Source organism: Pedobacter lithocola (genome assembly GCF_042650845.1).
GTDB lineage: Bacteria > Bacteroidota > Bacteroidia > Sphingobacteriales > Sphingobacteriaceae > Pedobacter > Pedobacter lithocola.
Window position 1 is genome coordinate 135,443 of record NZ_JBHSBW010000003.1, and the last position, 18,634, is coordinate 154,076.

16 protein-coding genes are annotated in these 18,634 nt (G+C 38.3%); 8 read left to right on the forward strand and 8 right to left on the reverse strand.

Annotated features, from left to right (window positions below; translation table 11 throughout):
* Nucleotides 1-268: 268 nt before the first annotated feature.
* Together ACFOWA_RS01380 and ACFOWA_RS01385 are read right to left on the reverse strand one after the other, a co-directional pair.
* Nucleotides 269-865, reverse strand: coding sequence for an RNA polymerase sigma-70 factor (locus tag ACFOWA_RS01380; protein ID WP_378981079.1), 597 nt, complete (start codon nt 863-865; stop codon nt 269-271).
* Nucleotides 866-1,035: 170 nt separating this feature from the next.
* On the reverse strand, nt 1,036-1,863 hold the full coding sequence (locus tag ACFOWA_RS01385; protein WP_154283254.1) for a helix-turn-helix domain-containing protein: 828 nt from the start codon (nt 1,861-1,863) through the stop codon (nt 1,036-1,038).
* A gap of 58 nt (nt 1,864-1,921) precedes the next feature.
* On the opposite strand from ACFOWA_RS01385, the gene map reads away from it, so the two are divergent.
* Nucleotides 1,922-2,734 (forward strand): type I methionyl aminopeptidase, encoded by an 813-nt coding sequence (map, locus tag ACFOWA_RS01390; RefSeq protein ID WP_378981081.1) that lies wholly within the window; start codon nt 1,922-1,924, stop codon nt 2,732-2,734.
* A gap of 527 nt (nt 2,735-3,261) precedes the next feature.
* Here the strand turns inward: map and ACFOWA_RS01395 are convergent.
* Complete coding sequence (locus tag ACFOWA_RS01395; protein ID WP_154283256.1) at nt 3,262-3,891, reverse strand: NAD(P)H-dependent oxidoreductase; 630 nt, start codon at nt 3,889-3,891, stop codon at nt 3,262-3,264.
* A 164-nt stretch (nt 3,892-4,055) separates the two neighbouring features.
* Between ACFOWA_RS01395 and ACFOWA_RS01400 the strand changes: the two genes are divergently transcribed.
* Both ACFOWA_RS01400 and ACFOWA_RS01405 read left to right on the forward strand, forming a co-directional pair.
* Entirely contained in the window at nt 4,056-4,346 is a 291-nt protein-coding gene (locus tag ACFOWA_RS01400) for a winged helix-turn-helix transcriptional regulator (RefSeq protein WP_378981216.1), read from the forward strand.
* A gap of 169 nt (nt 4,347-4,515) precedes the next feature.
* On the forward strand, nt 4,516-4,893 hold the full coding sequence (locus ACFOWA_RS01405) for a nuclear transport factor 2 family protein (protein WP_154283257.1): 378 nt from the start codon (nt 4,516-4,518) through the stop codon (nt 4,891-4,893).
* A 122-nt stretch (nt 4,894-5,015) separates the two neighbouring features.
* On the opposite strand, the gene ACFOWA_RS01410 is transcribed toward ACFOWA_RS01405, so the two are convergent.
* Nucleotides 5,016-5,873, reverse strand: a complete 858-nt coding sequence (locus tag ACFOWA_RS01410) for a LysR family transcriptional regulator (RefSeq protein ID WP_154283258.1) — start codon at nt 5,871-5,873, stop codon at nt 5,016-5,018.
* 142 nt (nt 5,874-6,015) lie between these two features.
* Here ACFOWA_RS01410 and ACFOWA_RS01415 point away from each other — a divergent pair, with 142 nt between their 5' ends.
* The gene (locus ACFOWA_RS01415) at nt 6,016-6,939 is read left to right on the forward strand and encodes an alpha/beta fold hydrolase (RefSeq protein ID WP_378981084.1); all 924 of its coding nucleotides are present in this window, start codon (nt 6,016-6,018) and stop codon (nt 6,937-6,939) included.
* 307 nt (nt 6,940-7,246) lie between these two features.
* On the opposite strand, the gene ACFOWA_RS01420 is transcribed toward ACFOWA_RS01415, so the two are convergent.
* Complete coding sequence (locus ACFOWA_RS01420; protein ID WP_154283260.1) at nt 7,247-8,140, reverse strand: alpha/beta fold hydrolase; 894 nt, start codon at nt 8,138-8,140, stop codon at nt 7,247-7,249.
* Between the two features lie 596 nt (nt 8,141-8,736).
* Here ACFOWA_RS01420 and ACFOWA_RS01425 point away from each other — a divergent pair.
* From ACFOWA_RS01425 to ACFOWA_RS01435, 3 genes are read left to right on the forward strand one after another with little or no spacing between them, the layout of a single operon-like run.
* Entirely contained in the window at nt 8,737-10,011 is a 1,275-nt protein-coding gene (locus ACFOWA_RS01425; RefSeq protein ID WP_378981087.1) for a TlpA family protein disulfide reductase, read from the forward strand.
* A 48-nt stretch (nt 10,012-10,059) separates the two neighbouring features.
* Nucleotides 10,060-11,517 carry a sensor histidine kinase gene (locus tag ACFOWA_RS01430; protein ID WP_154282979.1) on the forward strand — a complete coding sequence of 486 codons (1,458 nt, stop codon included), beginning with the start codon at nt 10,060-10,062 and terminating at the stop codon, nt 11,515-11,517.
* A gap of 1 nt (nt 11,518) precedes the next feature.
* Entirely contained in the window at nt 11,519-12,268 is a 750-nt protein-coding gene (locus tag ACFOWA_RS01435; protein ID WP_154282978.1) for a LytR/AlgR family response regulator transcription factor, read from the forward strand.
* Nucleotides 12,269-13,023: 755 nt separating this feature from the next.
* Here ACFOWA_RS01435 and ACFOWA_RS01440 read toward each other — a convergent pair.
* Nucleotides 13,024-13,977 (reverse strand): hypothetical protein, encoded by a 954-nt coding sequence (locus ACFOWA_RS01440; protein WP_378981089.1) that lies wholly within the window; start codon nt 13,975-13,977, stop codon nt 13,024-13,026.
* A gap of 365 nt (nt 13,978-14,342) precedes the next feature.
* Nucleotides 14,343-14,816, reverse strand: a complete 474-nt coding sequence (locus ACFOWA_RS01445; RefSeq protein WP_245228047.1) for a RidA family protein — start codon at nt 14,814-14,816, stop codon at nt 14,343-14,345.
* Between the two features lie 768 nt (nt 14,817-15,584).
* Between ACFOWA_RS01445 and ACFOWA_RS01450 the strand changes: the two genes are divergently transcribed.
* Nucleotides 15,585-17,738 carry a prolyl oligopeptidase family serine peptidase gene (locus ACFOWA_RS01450; RefSeq protein WP_154282976.1) on the forward strand — a complete coding sequence of 718 codons (2,154 nt, stop codon included), beginning with the start codon at nt 15,585-15,587 and terminating at the stop codon, nt 17,736-17,738.
* Between the two features lie 206 nt (nt 17,739-17,944).
* Here the strand turns inward: ACFOWA_RS01450 and ACFOWA_RS01455 are convergent, their stop codons facing one another.
* Complete coding sequence (locus tag ACFOWA_RS01455; protein WP_154282975.1) at nt 17,945-18,514, reverse strand: Crp/Fnr family transcriptional regulator; 570 nt, start codon at nt 18,512-18,514, stop codon at nt 17,945-17,947.
* Nucleotides 18,515-18,634 lie beyond the last annotated feature (120 nt).

Below are 18,634 nucleotides of genomic sequence, written 5' to 3' on the forward strand. Positions count from 1 at the left end.
ATACAATGGACAGTACTGGATGGTCTGTCCTTGTTATTTTACCAGCTAAAAGTAATTAAAGCAGTTGCTAAAATCAATATAATTATTTTTCAGTGAGGCGACAATTAGATGTATATATTTAATATTAGACGCTTGATTAAGCTCTAGCTTTCGAAAAACGCATTATAAGCCCTTAAGAGCTCCATGGTTTATCCAATAATTTCAGAGAAAATTTTGATGAAGGCAATATAATTAATTGTACACTGTTCTTGGGAGAGATTCAGCTTTTTCAAATAATATCCCGAAGGACCCCAGCAATGATTATAAAATGAAGACCGCCGCCTAGATTACCGGATATGTCCTTAATGGCTTTGGTCAAATGATTATTTACAGTCTTTTCTGAAATGGTAAGCTCCTGCGCAATCTGGCGATGGGTCTTACCTTCTTCCCTACTCATCCTATAAACTATACGGCATTTTTCAGGTAACCGGGCAACCGATGCTTCAAGTTTTGCCATGAGCTCTTTTTCCAGTATCGCTATGTCAGCAGAAGCGGAGAAGCCTGGAAGGTGGTGCATCAATATACCCTCCATTTTCTGACGTTTTCTGTATCTTTTGTCCAGGATATTAATCACGCGATACTTAACAGCTACAGCTAAATAAGTATAAAGTGAATATTTAAGAAAAAGTGACTCTCTTCGAAGCCATATGCTACAGAAGATATCCTGAACACATTCCTCGCCTTCCTCGACGCTTCCCAGGGCATTTGTGGCAAGCACAAATATTTTCTTCCAATAGCGTTTATAAATTTGATTGAACGCAGATTCATCACCCGAGCGCAAAAGTGCAATCAGTTTACCCTCTTCATATGTATCATAAACTGGCATGTTTGATTTGTACTGCTAAGATACATAAATGTCATTACATTTGAACATTCCCTCAAGGAATCATTTGATAAGCTAAGTGGCTGAAATAAATGGTGTGTGCAGAACAGGATATCCATCTCTGCTAATCAATGCTGTTGCTATTTCACCCCATTACATACCTCATTAAAGTACTAGAAGCGAGACTTTAGATAATCCATCGGCGATTTTCCGGTATAGGATTTAAAGTCTTTCAGGAAATGATTAGCATCATAATAGCCATATGAGATGGCAATATGGGTTAAATCAACATCATTAGCATCAACTAAATCCAGATAGGCATGGATAAAGCGCTGGAGTTGAAGAAAATCCTTGGGCAAGATTCCGATACTCCTGGAGAAATTTCGTTCCAGCCACTTGTAGCTAACGCCTGCATTATTGGTCAGGCCTAATACCATAGCATTCCCCTTCATTATTTTAATATGTTCTAATATTTTGCTTAAGGGGCCAGACATAACATCTCTGGAAGCACGCCTATGAACAAAGCTTCCAATAAAATCGATTTTTTTTTCAATTGTTTTACAGTCAAAAAACGCTCCCAAATTGAAATAGCATTTGCTTGCGATATGTTCAAATGGAGCAATGGGACTATCTTTAAAATATTGGGCATTCAGCCCAAATAAATTATTAAACGCTCCGGGAAAGAATCGGACTATAAGCGTCTGTTTGGTGTTGTCGTTGTATTGAATATAAGAATTCTTAATCGGACCTGCACTTGCCCAAGCCGCTTTAATTTGATAGGTATCATTCATGCTGGTAACCGTTATGGAATGGCTATCGTTCTGAAGAAATACAAGAACAGGAAATCCGTCATTGAAAATAAGCTGTTTGACCTCCTTTGGATCTTTGTTAAAGACATAGAACCCTTCTATCACAGCATTGTTTTCACTACAAGGATCAATTCTATAAGCATCCGTACTGAATGTTCTGGTGTGTATCTTTTGCAAATAGTCTATAGGCATTTTACAAATCTAGGGTAAAACTATCGTCATGAAAAATATTCTGTGTCTAAAATTTACTATGAGCAAAATTTTAATAGCCATAGATTTGGAAAAAAAACTATTAATACCTATGATTATCAGAACCGAAATAGAGCGCCAAGGAATGAATGCAGTAAGTGATGTGGTGGGGCAAACCTTGAAAAAAATGAAGGCATTTGCGAGGATAGGCATGTCGACCAAAGAGATAGATAATTATGGAAGGGAGATATTAGAAGGATTTGGTGCAAAGTCTGCCCCTTATGAGACCTACGCCTTTCCCGGCTACAGCTGCATCAGCGTTAATCACGCATTTGCCCATGGAGTACCATCTGATCGGGTCATACTAAAAAACGGTGATATCATTAACATCGATGTCTCTGCCGAATTAAATGGCTTTTGGTCTGATAATGGATGCTCATTCATTATAGGCGAAGATATTCAGGGTTTGCAAGATCTCGTTGATACTTCGAAAAAGATCTTACTGGAAGCCATTTCAAAAATCAGTAGTGGAGTGAGAATAGCCGATATTGGAAAAGTAATGGAAAGCAAAGCAAAGAAAAAAGGATTTACTGTTATCAGAGATTTAGGAGGTCATGGAATTGGACGATCATTGCATGAGGAACCGGATGCGATAATGAATTATTATGACCGATATGATACTGTAAGGCGATTTCAAAAAGATTCGGTGGTCGCTATTGAGACCTTCATCTCTACCAAATCTACACGTATAAAGACAGAATCAGATGGCTGGACTTTTACTGGAAGCAGAGGCGGATTTGTGGCCCAACATGAACACACTATACTGGTAACTTCTTCGAGGCCAGTAATCCTGACCGCCTCAAATGAAATATAATTAATAGATAAGTATCATACCGTTCAAAAAACCTGGAAGACGGAATGCTCAAAATAGCTAAGGGTACACTCCAATGATACGCAACCCAGTAAGAAACTTAAAAATGGTTTTCCCGGTAGATTGAACACAAATAAAAAGATAAAACATACCTAGAAAATCAAATGGAGTGATACTGGTCGAATGCAAAACTCTCAAGCTTATACATCTGTTTATACTTATTTTAAACAGCAGTAAAGAATGTTGATTTGGATTGCATTTAAATTCTGGTAAGCATACTTGGCTGGTAAGTTAGACACCTTTAAGGATACCTTAATATACCTGGAAAAGAATATGTTACAAAACTTGACTCGATTGAGTGCTCCTCTTCGAACGATAAGTAACAGCACATGAGTATCTGTTATCAAAATAGAAAATTTCAAAAAAGACGATTAAAATGTAATCCTATTAAACCAAATTGAACACTATCAATCGTATTCAATTTGGTTTTGAAGCAAAAGTACATGTGTATTTTTGAATGCTGAAGGATATTACCCGATAGAGCTAGCAAAATCCTGAACTGAAAGCCTTACTTTTTTCAAATTAGCGTATGGGTCAGTCTTTTCGTCCCTATATCCTATAGCAAGGGTGACAACGGATTTAAGACCTGATTTATTAAGACCTAACAAATCATCGAACCTACCAGCATCGAAACCTTCCATAGGGGTTGCATCAATTTTCAGCTCTGCTGCTGCTATCAGCGCTGTTCCAAGGCCAATATAGGCTTGCTTTGCTGCCCATATATGGCTTTGATCATCGCTCATACTGAGCAAACCGTTAACTAATGCGAGTTTAAAGTCCCCTAAACTCTCAACAGGAATCTCTCTACGATTTGCAATCCGGTTCATATAGCCCTCGATATGCTCCAGGGTTACTTTTTCATAGGCAGCAAAAACGATGAGGTGTGAGCAATCGATAATTTGGCTATTGAAGGAACCTTCACCCAACTCCTTCCTCAATGCCTGGTTTTGAATGATGACTATCCGGTATGGTTGGATACCTGTGGAAGATGCAGAGAGATTAATAGCCTCAATCAGCTTATCTATTTCCTCAGAAGAGACTTTTTGGTCATTGAATTTTTTGGTAGCATATCGCCATTTCAGATTTTCTAATAATTTCATTTTTATAATTTTTTGTTGTCGCAAAACTCAGCAAATTTTGTTTACTTTTGTCACCAACAGACAATAAGTATCAGTGACAAATAGGTAACCATGACAAAATGTTAAAGATAACCGCAACTCCGAGCCATGATTGTAAGATGGCAATCATGGGTGTGCATGATGCAATGGATGTATTGGGCGGGAAATGGAAAATCTCCATAATAACGTGCCTGTTATTTGGACCTCGCAGATACTCCGAGATTCTTCGTGATGTTAGTGGCATATCCGGGAAAGTATTAAGCAGAGAACTTAAAGAACTGGAGATAAATGTGCTTATAGAGCGGTCTGTATCGGAGTCAGCCCCTATTTCGGTAACCTATTCCTTAACCGAATATGGAGAATCTGTAACGCCCGTAATCACTGTATTATCCGGGTGGGGACAGGAACACAGAAGTACTATTAAAGCAAAAAGGTGATCAATAGCGCTAGCCAGAATGGTTATAACTAAAAATGGTCTAATAACTTTTCGCTAGAAGGAGCTAAAAAGTGCTGGTATACATTTTGTAATTAGACAACCTAGCGGCTAAACCGAGAATACAGGATCTTACCAGAATATAAACGGATTGATAATTATTTAGATACATCATGTCTCAAACAAATAAGGATAACGCCCTAGCTTTTTATGATTTAATGTTTAATCAGGCAAGACCTGCGGAGGCGGTCGCAAGGTATGTAGGTGATACCTATATACAACATAATCCGCACGTTAAGGATGGTAAGAAAGGCTTCATTGATTACTTTGAGGAAATGGCATCGAAGTTTCCACAGAAAAAGGTAGAATTTAAAAGGGTAATTTCGGAAGGGGATTTAGTGGTAATCCATTGTTATCAGCATTGGCCGGGAGATAAAGATTATGGAGCGATTGATATTTTCAGGTTTGACCAACAAGGAAAAATTGTGGAGCACTGGGATGTGCTACAAATCGTTCCAGAAAAATCCAAAAACCAGAATGGCATTTTTTGACAATCTTCAATAGAATCATCTGCATGCAACCAATTCTAATTGGATGAGAACATGGACTAATGTTATCCAGCCTCGAAGGGGTATCCAATAAATAACCTATTAAAATAAAAAACAGTATTCCATTATTGATACAATTTTATAAATGCCTTTAATGCAAGGGACTGCTCTTCTTGCTCCCTAAACACCAATACCGTATTCATCGTTCCTAACTGTTTAGTTAATTTATGAGTTTTGATTTCCCTACTCGCATAATAATGGTTAATAACTTCTTCAGGCATTAAGCTAATCCCGAGCCCAGCCTCCACGAAGTTGATTATCCCTTCAATGGAGTTCAGCACAGTGCTTTTATATTGGTTGACTCCTGCATAACTAAGATAGGCCTCAAGTCTTGCTCGAAATACGCATCCCTCAGCGAAGACGACGATCTTTAGCGGCTGCATTTTGAGCAGATCCTTAAGCGCTGGACCCTTGACCGCATTTATAATAACCAGATTTTCCTCCTTTACGTTGACTTCATTTAAACCTGCAACATTAAGCGGGCCGGAAACAAATGCCGCATCAAGGCTAAAACTCAACACTTCGCGGATAAGATCTGCTCTCATACCGGACTTGAACTCAAGCTCTACATCCGGATATTGGTGTTCAAAGCTGGTGAGAATTTCAGGAACTTTGAGTGCCATTGTAGTTTCAATACAGCCCACTTTTATAGTACCACTTACCTTATCTGTACCCATCACACTGCTTTTGGCATCCTCAACCAATTTCACAATTCGTCTGGCATAAGGCATTAACATTCGACCCTCAGCAGTTAGTGTTACCTTTCGAGAATTTCTAACAAAGAATTCCGCCCCAAATTCGTCCTCCAGGCTTTTAATCCTTGCGGTCACATTTGACTGGACGGTGAAAGTAGCTGCAGCGGCCTTGGTAAAGCTCCCGAGATCGGCAACGGCCTGAAAAATTTTAAAGTCGTTGGTGTTCATGGTTATCTATCATAAAAAATGATTCGTACAATCACTTTAAATCGTTTTGTACAATCAAATATGAGGCTTAATTTTGACATGTTAAAAAAAAATGAGAAAATTCTTGATTCACTTTGCTGGTCTGATTACATTTATATTATTGATGGTGAACGTATCAGCCGCAAATCTTAGACAGCAAATAAAAATAAATCCAAAGATGAAAGACACTTCAATTCATTACCGTTCAGTAACGGTAGACGGCCTTAAATTATTTTACAGAGAGGCAGGACCTGAGAAAGCTCCGGTACTGTTGTTGCTCCATGGTTATCCAACTTCCTCTCACATGTTCAGGAACCTGATCCCACAATTAAGTGAAAAATATCATGTTATTGCACCTGACCTTCCCGGTTTTGGCAATTCCTCTGCACCGGATCATAAGGAGTTTAATTATACCTTTGATAACCTTGCAGAGGTTATGCAAGGATTTATAGATCAGCTTACACTAGACCGCTTTGCGATATACATTTTTGACTATGGTGCACCGGTCGGACTGCGCTTAGCAGTTGCCAACCCGGATAAGATAACAGGAATTATATCTCAAAACGGAAATGCTTATGAGGAAGGTCTAAGTAAAGAGTGGGATCCGATACAGCGTTACTGGAAAGATCCTTCACAAGCTAATAGGGATGCCTTGAAGGATTTCGTATCGAAAGAGGCAACTTGGTTTCAGTATCATCAGGGTGTATCAGACCCATCGCTTATTGCGCCAGAGGCCTATTTGTTAGACCAACAGCTTCTGGATAGACCTGGAAATATTGAGATTCAACTGGATTTAGTTAAAGATTACAGAAGCAATGTTGCAATGTATCCTGATTTTCATAAATATTTCCGTAAATACCAGCCCAAATTGCTATTAGTATGGGGAGATAAGGACCCATATTTTCTGCCTGCAGGAGCGGAGGCCTACAAGAAAGATTTACCAAATGCTGATCTGAAATTTTTCGACACAGGTCATTTTGCTCTAGAAACCCATGCAAAAGAGATTGGCTCTAATATTCTGCTATTTATGGGCACTTTACCAAAATAACTGGATAGATATAGAAAACAACAACATCAACGTAACCATTGATTTTATTTGAAGAGAAATATTAAAGCGAACGGGCCATACCATGGGCCTGCTCGCTTTTTGCTTAAAATGTATTAAATTTTATGTGAATATCGTTGCTGAAAAACATTCGTTCAAAGCTAGACTTTATCCACTAAGCACAGCTGATAAGATATCTAAGAATTATGAAGTCAAGCGATATTAGAAAAACATGAGACGAATATCTATCATGGAGGCTACCTACCCTCCTCATTTCCTGAAAAATTTCGCATCTAACTAAGTACTGAGCTTACCAAGATTGAGGCAATTTTTCCGAAACAATCCTATCAAACTCAATAATCTCCTCGACTAAGGCTAATGGCTGTTCCTCTGGAATATAGTGACCAGAATCTTTGATATGCCCGCCGTAAACATCAATGGCGAGTTGCTTGATCCTATCATGTAAATCCGGCGCGCTACCCTTATCTCCCCCCAAAGCAAGGACGGGAATCTTCAGCAGTTGTTGACCAAATACTCGATTCTGTTCCATATCCTCCAACACTGAGCGATAATAACCTAGCATCCCCCTCATGCCCCCTAGCGCTGAATATACTCTTGTATATTCATCAAGATCCAGCTCTGTAAATGTATCTCGGTAATTCAAGGCCTTATTTTTAAAGAACCATTCGATCAAAATTCGCTCTCGACCTGCTAGCAATGCTTCTGGAAGATCAGCAATGGGATTGAACAGAAAGTGCCAATTTCGCCAATTATCAGGCCCAAGTGTAATAGTATCCTGGAGGGTCACTCCCGGAATATTTGCATCCAAAAGGACGATTCCTCTAAGGGAGCTTGCATATAGATGTCCAAAGGCATAGCCGACCCAGGCGCCGATATCATGTCCTACGTAAAGGAAATTTTCAAGACCAAGTTTTTCGACGAACCCATGAATTCGTTCGGCAGTAGTCTGGGTATCATATCCTCCGGGAGGCTTGTCCGAGTCACCCTGTCCTGGAAGATCCAATGCGATCACACGATATTTATTTGCTAAAAGCGGAATAACCTTTCGCCATGCATAACAACTTTGTGGGAACCCCGCCACAAGAAGGATTACTGGTCCCGTGCCCGATTCAAGATAGTGGAGCCTTAAATTATCAAAGCTTATTGAACAATCCTTAACTTCAATTAAATCGATATCTTTCATCAAGCAATAACAGTCAATTAGATTTTAAGTTTGGTTATTGGATTAAAATGAATGTGTCTTATTGCTTTAAGGACTTAAGGAAATTATACAGAAACTCAAAGTGTTTATAAGAAACTGTAACTTCCAAAGCTTACAATGGTTGGGTCTTGTGATTATCGGGATATAATGATAATCCGGTACATGAATAAGATTCAACTTCCGGTTTCTAAGCGGTAAATGCAAAGGGTTTGATAAACCGATGTTTGCTTAACCAAATCTATGCTTCAGTATAAATTGGGCAATCATGCTTTAACCGCTGTTGAATAATGGGATTTCAAAGAAATCCAGTTAATAGCATTTTTTATCTTGATTATACACGTTTTTTGCTTATCAGGAGATAAAGTAATTTTATCAAATTACTTCAAGAGCAATGCCAACGCAGCTCTACATGAACTAACCAACGATATATCAAAGTGTACTATTTTGTTTTTGATTATAGAAAAATTATCGAATTCACATTGAAACTGTAGGAATTCACATTTGGGCTTTTCAGAGGTTTATTGTTTACTAACTTCGATGCAAATTATATGCACTTTAGAACACCGAAATTACTTGTTATGAACATCAAAGTCCCTTTATTGCTGTCAGTACTTATTTGCCAAATTTATTTATTAAGCGCTCAAGAAAAGCCTAAATTTTCGAGCCAGGTTATGTTGATGACGAAGGAACGGAATCCGGAAAAAAACGTTTTGGCACTTCGTTCGATAATCAGCTCAATGAAGCTTGATACGGTTCACAATATGGAGCAAATAGATATACTCCATGGTGAGGTGGCCTTATCTTTTTTACGGTCATCCAATTTAATTAAATTTGAATACTATATCGGCCGGATAAAAAATAAGTTCAATCAGACTTCCTACCTTAACATGGCGGCTGAGAGTTTGTTCAAAAAAGGCGTTCAGCTGAGTTATGCCAATTTCCTAGCTGAAAGGACCGTGAAACTATACGATGCCTACAAGGACAATATACTAGCCAGGCCCACAGACTTTCCTGCCGAGGACTGGGACAGGTTTATGCGTATGGCAGCTTACCCTTACTACGAGACTTATGCAATAACCCTGCACGCTTCAGGTAAAACCGAACAGGCACTGTTTTATGAAGAGAAAGCCCTAAAAAATGTAAAGCCTGAAGATATTTCGCAATCGTCATGGGAGCTCCGTATGGAATTATTATCTAAATTGGGAGAACAGGATAAATTATTCAATATGTTATTGGCACGTGCAAGATTAGGAAAGCTTACCGCAAAAATGAAAACCTTGCTTGAGGATTTGACCGTAAGAAAAATTGGCAATCCTTCTGATGCTTCGCATTTTCTCGATTCAATAGAAAGGGATGGCCGGAGCAACACTGAAAAGGAACTCCTTAAAAAAATGATGACAAATACTCCAGCTCCTGATTTTACGATGTTGAATTTAAAGGGAAATAAAGTAGCTTTAAAAGACTTAAGAGGAAAGATTGTGCTCTTGGATTTCTGGGCCACCTGGTGCGCTCCTTGTATTGCATCTATGCCAGCAATGGAAAAAGCGAGCCGCGCACACCCGGAAGTTGTTTTTTTATTCGTAGCCACTATGGAGCCGGGTGAAGACTCAGCTGTAAGAATCAATTCATATGTTAAGAAAAATGGATTTCCAATGAATGTTTTAATAGATAGTCCTGTTAAAAATACTCAGGAATTTCAAATAGCGAAGGCGTACAATGTTACCGGAATCCCAAGTAAAGTACTTATTGATAAAAAGGGTCAGTTAAAGTTTTTTACGGCAGGGTTTAAAAGTGAGAGTGAGCTTACCAGTGAACTAGATGCCATGATTGCGATTGTTGAAACTCAAAGGTAAGCCTGACCTAATGGGTTATAGTTGAGTACCACAGCATAAAATATTAAAATGAAAATAAATAAATTTTTGTTATCGTTGCTCTTTTTGTTTCTATATTTTCAAGCAGTTGCCGCTCCGCAAGATTTGCATGGAAAGTCCGGCATTCTGCGTATTGAGCCTCAAGAGCATGGAGCAGGGCAGGTTAAAATGGTTTCAGATGGAAATAACTTTCATGTCACTACTGCCGGGGGGTTTATCAAAATTCAATCAAAGCAATCCTTGGGGATGTCAGGCTCAAGACTATATGTGAAAAGATATTTTAATCTTGGTGACACGGTCAACGCTCAACAGGTAACCAGCGGAATGGATCAAGTAATACAAGGTATAAAGATTTACCTTTTGCCAGGACAAGAATATATTATTGAGATTCTGCAGCGTGAAACAAACCTACTTATTTTTAAATATATTATCAAAAGGCCGATCTTAATTCCAAAGGTAAGTTTTTTTGACCCTAATAGTAAAAGTAAATCGCTATGGGATACCTTTTCTGATAAAAATATGAGTGGAGGGTTTAGTTTATCAGCAAGAAACAAAATAAGTTTGAGGGTTGTGGAGCGGAGCGATTTTACAGACCTCAGCATAGACTACAACCTTAGAAACCTTGAAACAAAAGAAGAACTAGTCGGGAAATTTCTTCACGCCTTGGATGAGTTACCTGTTGAAGCAAACACATCATATAGACTCCTACTAAGTTATTCAATACAAAAAGAGGTTCCAGTGGTGGTTTATATCAAGATAAAGCCTTATTGGTATAAATCTGTCATAACTTACGGCTTAATAGGTGTCGTTATGGTAATAATTATCCTACTGTTCATTACCCGAAATATGAGTAAACTGCTAGGAATCTCGAAAGATAGGCAACAACGAATGGAAGATGCTGCGATTCGGCTACAGTCACTACTTAATCCACATTTTACTTTTAATGCGCTAAGCGCTATTCAAGGTTTAATTAATACCGGTCGTATTGAAGATGCAAATTTCTACCTTCAGGAATTTAGTATGCTTCTGAGAAAGACACTGGCAAATAGCGAGAGTCTTTTTAGCAATCTTGGAGAAGAACTGGAAATGATGGGAATATATATGCGTTTGGAGGCCTTAAGATTCAACTTCACCTGGAGTGTTTTGATTGATCCTGAATTACGCCCTGCTGAAATTGAAATTCCAACCATGATTATTCAACCTGTGGTAGAAAATGCGGTAAAACATGGTATTGCTAATCTGAGGGAAACCGGTATATTAAAGATTTTATGTAAGCAGGGAGAGCAAGACCATACGTTTGCTATAATTATTGAGGATAATGGAGTATGGCAAGATGCTAATACGCTTTCAGGATACGGATTGTCACTAACAAGAAAACGCATTGATGCAATAAATAAATTAGACAGGACCCAACTCATAGAACTGGAAATCAAAACGGATTTTGGTACGCAAATTATTATAACATTTCATAACTGGATAAATACATAAAATGATAAGGACAATAATCATTGACGACGAGGAAATGAATGTAAATAATCTTCAAGCATTGTTACATCAACATTGCCCTGAAATTGAGATAATTGCCACAGCACAAAGCGCTCAAGAGGCAAGACATCTGGTCAAAACTTTTAATCCTGAGGTTGTCTTTCTTGATATTGAAATGCCATTCGAGAATGGATTCGATTTTTTGAGGTCTTTAGATAATTTAGAATTTGAGGTTGTGTTTGTAACCGCTTATGATGTTTACGGAATCAAGGCAATAAAGTTTTCAGCGCTCGATTACCTACTAAAGCCTATCAACGTTAAGGAACTCAAAAGCGCTGTTCAAAAAATAATCAGCTCAGTTGGCAAAAAGAAACAACATACGCGACTGGCAAACCTCTTCAGCCTTCTTGAGGATAAACATATCGATGTTCGAGCTAAAATTGCATTGCCCTCTTTGAAAGAGACATATCTAGTACCTATTCATGAAATCGTTAGATGTTTCTCCTCAAACAACTATACCACCTTTTTTTTAACTGACGGTACTGAACACTTAATTTCAAAACCATTATATGAATACGATGAAATGCTCACTCCATACGGATTCATTAGATGCCACCAATCTCACCTTATCAATAAGGCCCATGTAACCCGTATTCTCAATTTGGATTCTGGATACCTAGTTTTAAATTATTCTGAGCAACACATCCCCATTGCTAAGCAAAGAAAGGCTGCAGTAGTTGCAGCGCTCAAATAACTTACTTAAGTCGCATTCAGAAAATGCCTATTTTATGGTAATCCTACCTCCAAATTAGCTGATGAGGAAGTCGATATGGAGTCTACAGAAACATATGCTAAAAGATTGCCGATGAAATAGATTTAGATTATGTATTTAATCCCGAACTTTTAGGGCGGTACATTTTAGGAATAATGCACTATGGCTTTAGAAGGTAGCCCAGTGAAAAGCTTCGATTATCAAATCGGTATCAAAATGGTCATTACAGATGTATTTAATGAGCTTGAAAATCGGAAATTTCCAATTGACCTTTGATACAAATAATTAAGGTTCAAAGCCATCGCAAATTTCGCAAAAACTGGTGATTAATATAAAATACCCTAATAAAGCTATGAGGGATAATACCAGTACAACAAAAAGTCGGTATATAGCAGAATCATTGATCATTTAGGCGATTGTATTCCCGACATTCTGATTGGACCATATTTGAAAATTTTTCATACGTAGGGTTTAAGCTCATTGCATTTTTGATCACAGCTAAAAAGCATACTAATCCACCCTCTAGGAATTATAATATACCTATCGGACAACAGTTGGCTCCGGAGGGCTAAAGGCTTCAATCATCTCAAAAATTATTAATCAATATTGTCAAAATCCGTTTTATATATTGCTTTAATTATTAGCTTAAGATAATTTACATTCTACCCTTGAATCTGGTTAAATTTATATACTGATCTAACAAAAAGTATTTGGATACGAATAAATGAGCAAGATGGTCAATACTCCAAAATATAAATCTTTTTCCTATTATAGTCCCAAACCGTTTTATACTGCGAGAAAAAACGGTATCCAATGTCCAAAATGTTCGGTTCGACGATACCCAATGCTTTTCTAATGATCTGTGTATCCTCAAAATTTGTGAGTTCCACGCCTTTTAAAGTAGTTTTGAATTTTCCGCCCATGGTTATATTTTTAACCGTTAATAGCGTATCACCCTCCCCGTCTGTACCAGAAAATAGTACGGAGCCCTTCCGTTTAAGCGATTCATTGGAAGGATAATCCAATTGCAGTGATCCAAATTGACCGGTATCAAATGCCGCTAAAACATCTACCTTATCTATCTTTAACTTGACAAGCGGATGATTCGGCAACTTTCTGGTTTCGAAATCGATTACTGCCAGAACCTTCTCGTTGGCTAAGAAATCATTGGACATGCTACGTTCACTGGAATTTTTATAAAAGGTAATCTTTCTACGGAGATAATCAAGTTTGAAAAGATAACCTTTAAAAAAATTATGACCAATATAGCCCAGGCAGTCGGGAGTGATATATTTCTGTAAAAACTCATAATTACCACTGGTAATATTTTCGAGATTCTGGTAGGTAAGCCCATTTTTGAACTTCACTTCACGGATGGTATCGTTTACGTTTTTTTTGTAAGACTGCCCACTTGCTACAACACCTTTTCCTTTAACTTTTTTATTTGGCAATTTGATATAATTATCATTTATATCAATGGAAAATTGATTTCCAGTATCGAACATAAATTTCCCAGAAACACCGTTGACTGTTGCTGATATGAATGGAAAAGCATTTATAATTGTTAATGGAAAAACAAGACTATCGCCGTGGAGCTCAGCTGTTTTCTCGAAAACCTGGGCTTTCACTTGACTTATTGAATAACCAAATGATAAATTTAAAAGCAAAAAAAATATTTTGAAACGCTGCATATATAACTATTTATAGAAAACTTTAATTAAATCAAAAAAAATGGAACTGAATCAATTTAAGATGCAGCTGTTTACCGATTAGTCCTAAATCCTTAATTTACACCCCCTAGGTGTGCAAGGAATTAGACCAGTGTCTGTATGCACTAACTGTAAGTATTTTATCATTTATCTTGATAACACGCTTAGTAACTTATTGAATTCCTTGCGCTGTTAAGCTTTGAAAAAGATGATAATGGAGATAACAAAAATGTTTGCTTGATTGGACGGGCTCCTATACCAACGATAGCTACAAAGTTTTCAGCATGTAGGATTATAGTTGGTACTGGATTTGAATTTACAAATATAAAATCACTTTTACATATTCTCTATTTCACAACCGTTGCTTCAAGTTCTACCTTTAGCGTTTCATTTAGTGCAACGATCTGCATCAATGTGACGGTTTGCTTCATGCCATGCTTTGCCACAAAGTCCTGAAAAAGATCAAAACATTTGCTGGTAAACTCCTTAGTGGAAGTAGTGTAAATTGTTAGTCTTACAATATTACGGCATTCAAATCCCGACTTACTTATCACTGTCTCTAGATTCTTTATGGCAAGTGCCAATTGGGTACGCATATCCTCTTTACTCGAAGTACCATCAGGATGTACCGCAGCCTGGCCAGAAACATAAAGTGTACTCTGTACATTTTTAACTTCTACTGCCTGAACGTAGCTCAGTTTGTCCTGCCAGGCCCAAGGACTAATGACTTTTTTTTCCATGGCTTTCACATCTGTTGATTGAGCCATCGCCGGGATTGATAACATTAATAGCAACCCAAAAATTTTAATTGTCTTTTTCATGTTTCTATTCTTATTGTGGAGCAAATTTAAGATACACATTAATGAGTGGATGTGATTTCAATCACATTTATTAAATAACAAATATGTCTATCGGGTGTAGTGGCCCGACAGCTTTCCAGCATTTCTACCTGCTGATCTTAAAGAAACAGCGATTGTTATTGCTTACTGATGAGGTTTAAAAAAAGCGTTGGCCGATATCTATCTTATTGCCATCTATTTATGCCATCGAAGTATTACCCATTTTCCAATTTCTTTTTGTAACGCATTAAAAACCGGTTAGCACGGTTTACAGTCTAATTTTCTAGCATTGAATATTACTTTTATAAATAGATAGATAACTGAAGATTAATTTACCCTCATGTACGATAATGTATTCAATGATACAATGTTGGATCTGATTTTACTGAGATGTGCACTTTTTCTGTAGGTTGATTTGAACCCGATCAGCTTGATATCGCTTATATCTGAAAATCTTTCATCACATAATTTGGGCATCTCACATGCGATTTTGGTCATCTCATCATTAAAATCATATATATTTTCTATCACATAGGTAGCTTTGTTTTAAAACTATGGAAGCAGATTTACAAATGCCTCAACAGTTCTAGAAGTAAGCCTTTGACTATCTACCGGAGAACAGGTAATAGGCAACATATCAACAACAGCTAGAAGGATCATAGGAATCTAAGATTCCCTAGTATCTAAACTCAATTATCAAAACTTTTTTACCTGAGGAGGTATAAAATCACCATCGAGGAAAAAATTATCATGAAAAGAACATTTAATATTTTATTTGCCACAATTGCTCTGATAGCTTGTAATAAGTCCAAGACGATTCCAGCAGCAGAGCAGATTATAAGAATTCCATATCCTGTTACAGAAAGAGGAAATCAAAAGGATATTTATTTCGGTACTGTTGTAGCAGATCCATATCGCTGGCTCGAAGATGACCAGTCGGCGAAGACAAGCAAATGGATTGCCGCTCAGAACAAGATTACCTCGACTTTTATCAGACAGATACCTTATCGCGGTGCGATGAAAGAGCGCATGAAAAGCCTATGGAATTATGAAAAATTTTCTGCTCCTTTTAAGGAGGGTAATTACATCTATTTTCTCAAAAATAATGGCCTGCAAAATCAATGGGTTATATATCGAACTAAGGGCGAGGGATCTAAAGAGGAAATATTTCTCGACCCAAATACCTTCTCGAAGGACGGATCCACCGCTCTCACCGATTTTAGCTTTAGTAGGGACGGCTCATTGATGGCTTATCAGTTTACTGAGGGTGGTTCGGACTGGACTAAAGTAGCGGTCCTTAGAACCGCTGATAAATCAATAGTGGGTGATACATTAGTCAACGTTAAATTTACAACTTTAGCCTGGAAAGGTAATGAAGGGATTTTTTATGGTACCTATAAACGAGATATAAAGGGAAATAAATTCTCTGAGAAAACAGATCAACATCAACTCCAGTTCCATAAGATTAATACCCCTCAATCCCAGGATAAGCTTATTTTAGGGGGAGCTTCTTTTCCAAGAAGATTCATTACTTCAAAAGTCAGTGGTGATGGCCGGTACCTAATGATTACATCAGCGAATTCTAGTTCAGGCAATGAACTGCTTATAAAAGATCTCAGCCAACCGACGTCAAAGTTTTCAACTGTGGTAGGAAACCTATCGGGTAATCACGAGATCCTGGATATCGTTGATGATAAGATATATATTCGTACAGATCTAAATGCACCAAATGGTCGATTAGTAGCTGCTGAAATTTCCAAGCCATCATCTGCGTACTGGAAACAAATTATACCGCAAACCAATGAAGTGTTGCAGGCAACAACCGCAGGGGGTAAAATATTTGCCCACTACCTGAAAGATGCACTTTCCTCCATCCGTCAATATGATCTAAACGGCAAATTTGAGCACAAAATAAAACTTCCTGATATCGGCTCGGTTCCTACAGTTGGGGTGAACGCTAAAGCTGGTGATAAGTACCTTTACTATTATTTTACATCCTATATCAATCCTGGTACCATATATAAATATAATATATCAAGCGGCCGCTCTGAGCGATATAAAAAACCCAGCATACAGTTTGACCCCACCGATTATATATCAAGGCAGATATTTTATACATCTAAAGATGGAACCAGGGTTCCCATGATCATTACCCATAAGAAAGGGATCAAGTTGGATGGGTCAAATCCAACCTTGCTGCATGGATATGGAGGATTTAACATCAGTGTGACCCCGACGTTTGATGTTCGCAATGTTATTCTTTTGGAACAAGGGGGAATCCTTGCCGTAGCAAATCTACGTGGTGGCGGCGAGTACGGAACCAAATGGCACTTAGCGGGTACAAAAATGCAGAAGCAGAATACCTTTGATGATTTTATAGCTGCAGCAGAGTATCTTGTGAGAGAAAAATACACCTCCGCTCAAAGACTCGCAATTGCCGGTGAGTCTAATGGGGGCTTGCTTATTGGTGCATGTATGACCCAGCGTCCAGATCTTTTCAAGGTAGCATTCCCGGGCGTCGGGGTACTAGATATGTTAAGATTTAATAAGTTTACCGCGGGGGAAGGTTGGATATTCGATTTTGGTTCTCCAGAAGAAAGTGTTGAAATGTTCAAATACTTGTATCATTATTCCCCATATCATGCGCTAAAGCAAAATACCGCCTACCCCGCGACACTCATCACTACTGCAGATCATGACGACCGCGTGATCCCTGCTCATTCCTTTAAATTCGCCGCAAGGCTACAGCAGTTTCAGAAAGGGAAAAACCCCGTATTGATAAGAATAGACACACTAGCTGGGCATGGCGGAGCAACATCTACAGAATTAACGATTGAGCAGCAGGCCGATAAATGGGCATTCATGTTTCATAACATGGGACTATCATATCATCTGCTAAAGTAGTGCAGTCATTAGACAAAACCTTTGAGCCAAAATCGTGAGATAAAAAACCCTTTATATCTATAAAAACGACTTATTAAATTTTGGTACCACTGGCGGCTTTGGAGTACTCAATATCATGGGATCGTAGCTGAATTTTGGAAACTGCTGATATGGTTCTTAAACCGCATGAGCGGACTGTTAATCTTTATGAAAAAGCTAGTTGGCATTTAATTTTGACGCCACAATCGGCTTAGTGTTTCACGGGACAAACCAAGATAGGCAGCAAGCATAGCCTTGGGAACGCGTTGCATCAAGGCCGGCTGTTTACGCAGAACAAGCTCGTATTTCTCCTTTGGGGTCGAGGTTAGAAAGGAGAGAATGCGCTCTTGGGAAGCCATGTGACCGCGGTTTGCCTTGTGCAGAAAAAAGTGCTCCATTTTTTGAACCTTGGCGCAGAGGGTTTGGTATCCATCAAGAGACAGGCAATATACATGTGTCTCTTCAATACAATACAAGTCAAGCGATGCAGGCGTTCGGGCAAACCAGGCGGGATAGTCAGTTTCCCACCACTCTTCCATTGCGAATGAGACAATATGTTCCCTGCCCGTTTGATCATGGTAAACCAATTTCAACAAACCCGATATCACCAGGTATACGTAAGGAACTGGGGAACTCTTGGTAATAAGCAATCCTCCCTTCGGGCGGTGTTTAAGGCAAAAATGCATCCGCACAAAATCATATTCCTCATCTGTAAGGGATACAACTTGTTCTATATGCGCCCGAAGCATTTCTTTCATACAGGCAAATATAAAAATTCTTGTGATATAGATAAAGTTCTGATGCCTGAGCCTACTTAGCCATTATTAACTATAGATAACTACGTTGCTTATTGCATGAATTGATCTTTGAAAAAGGGG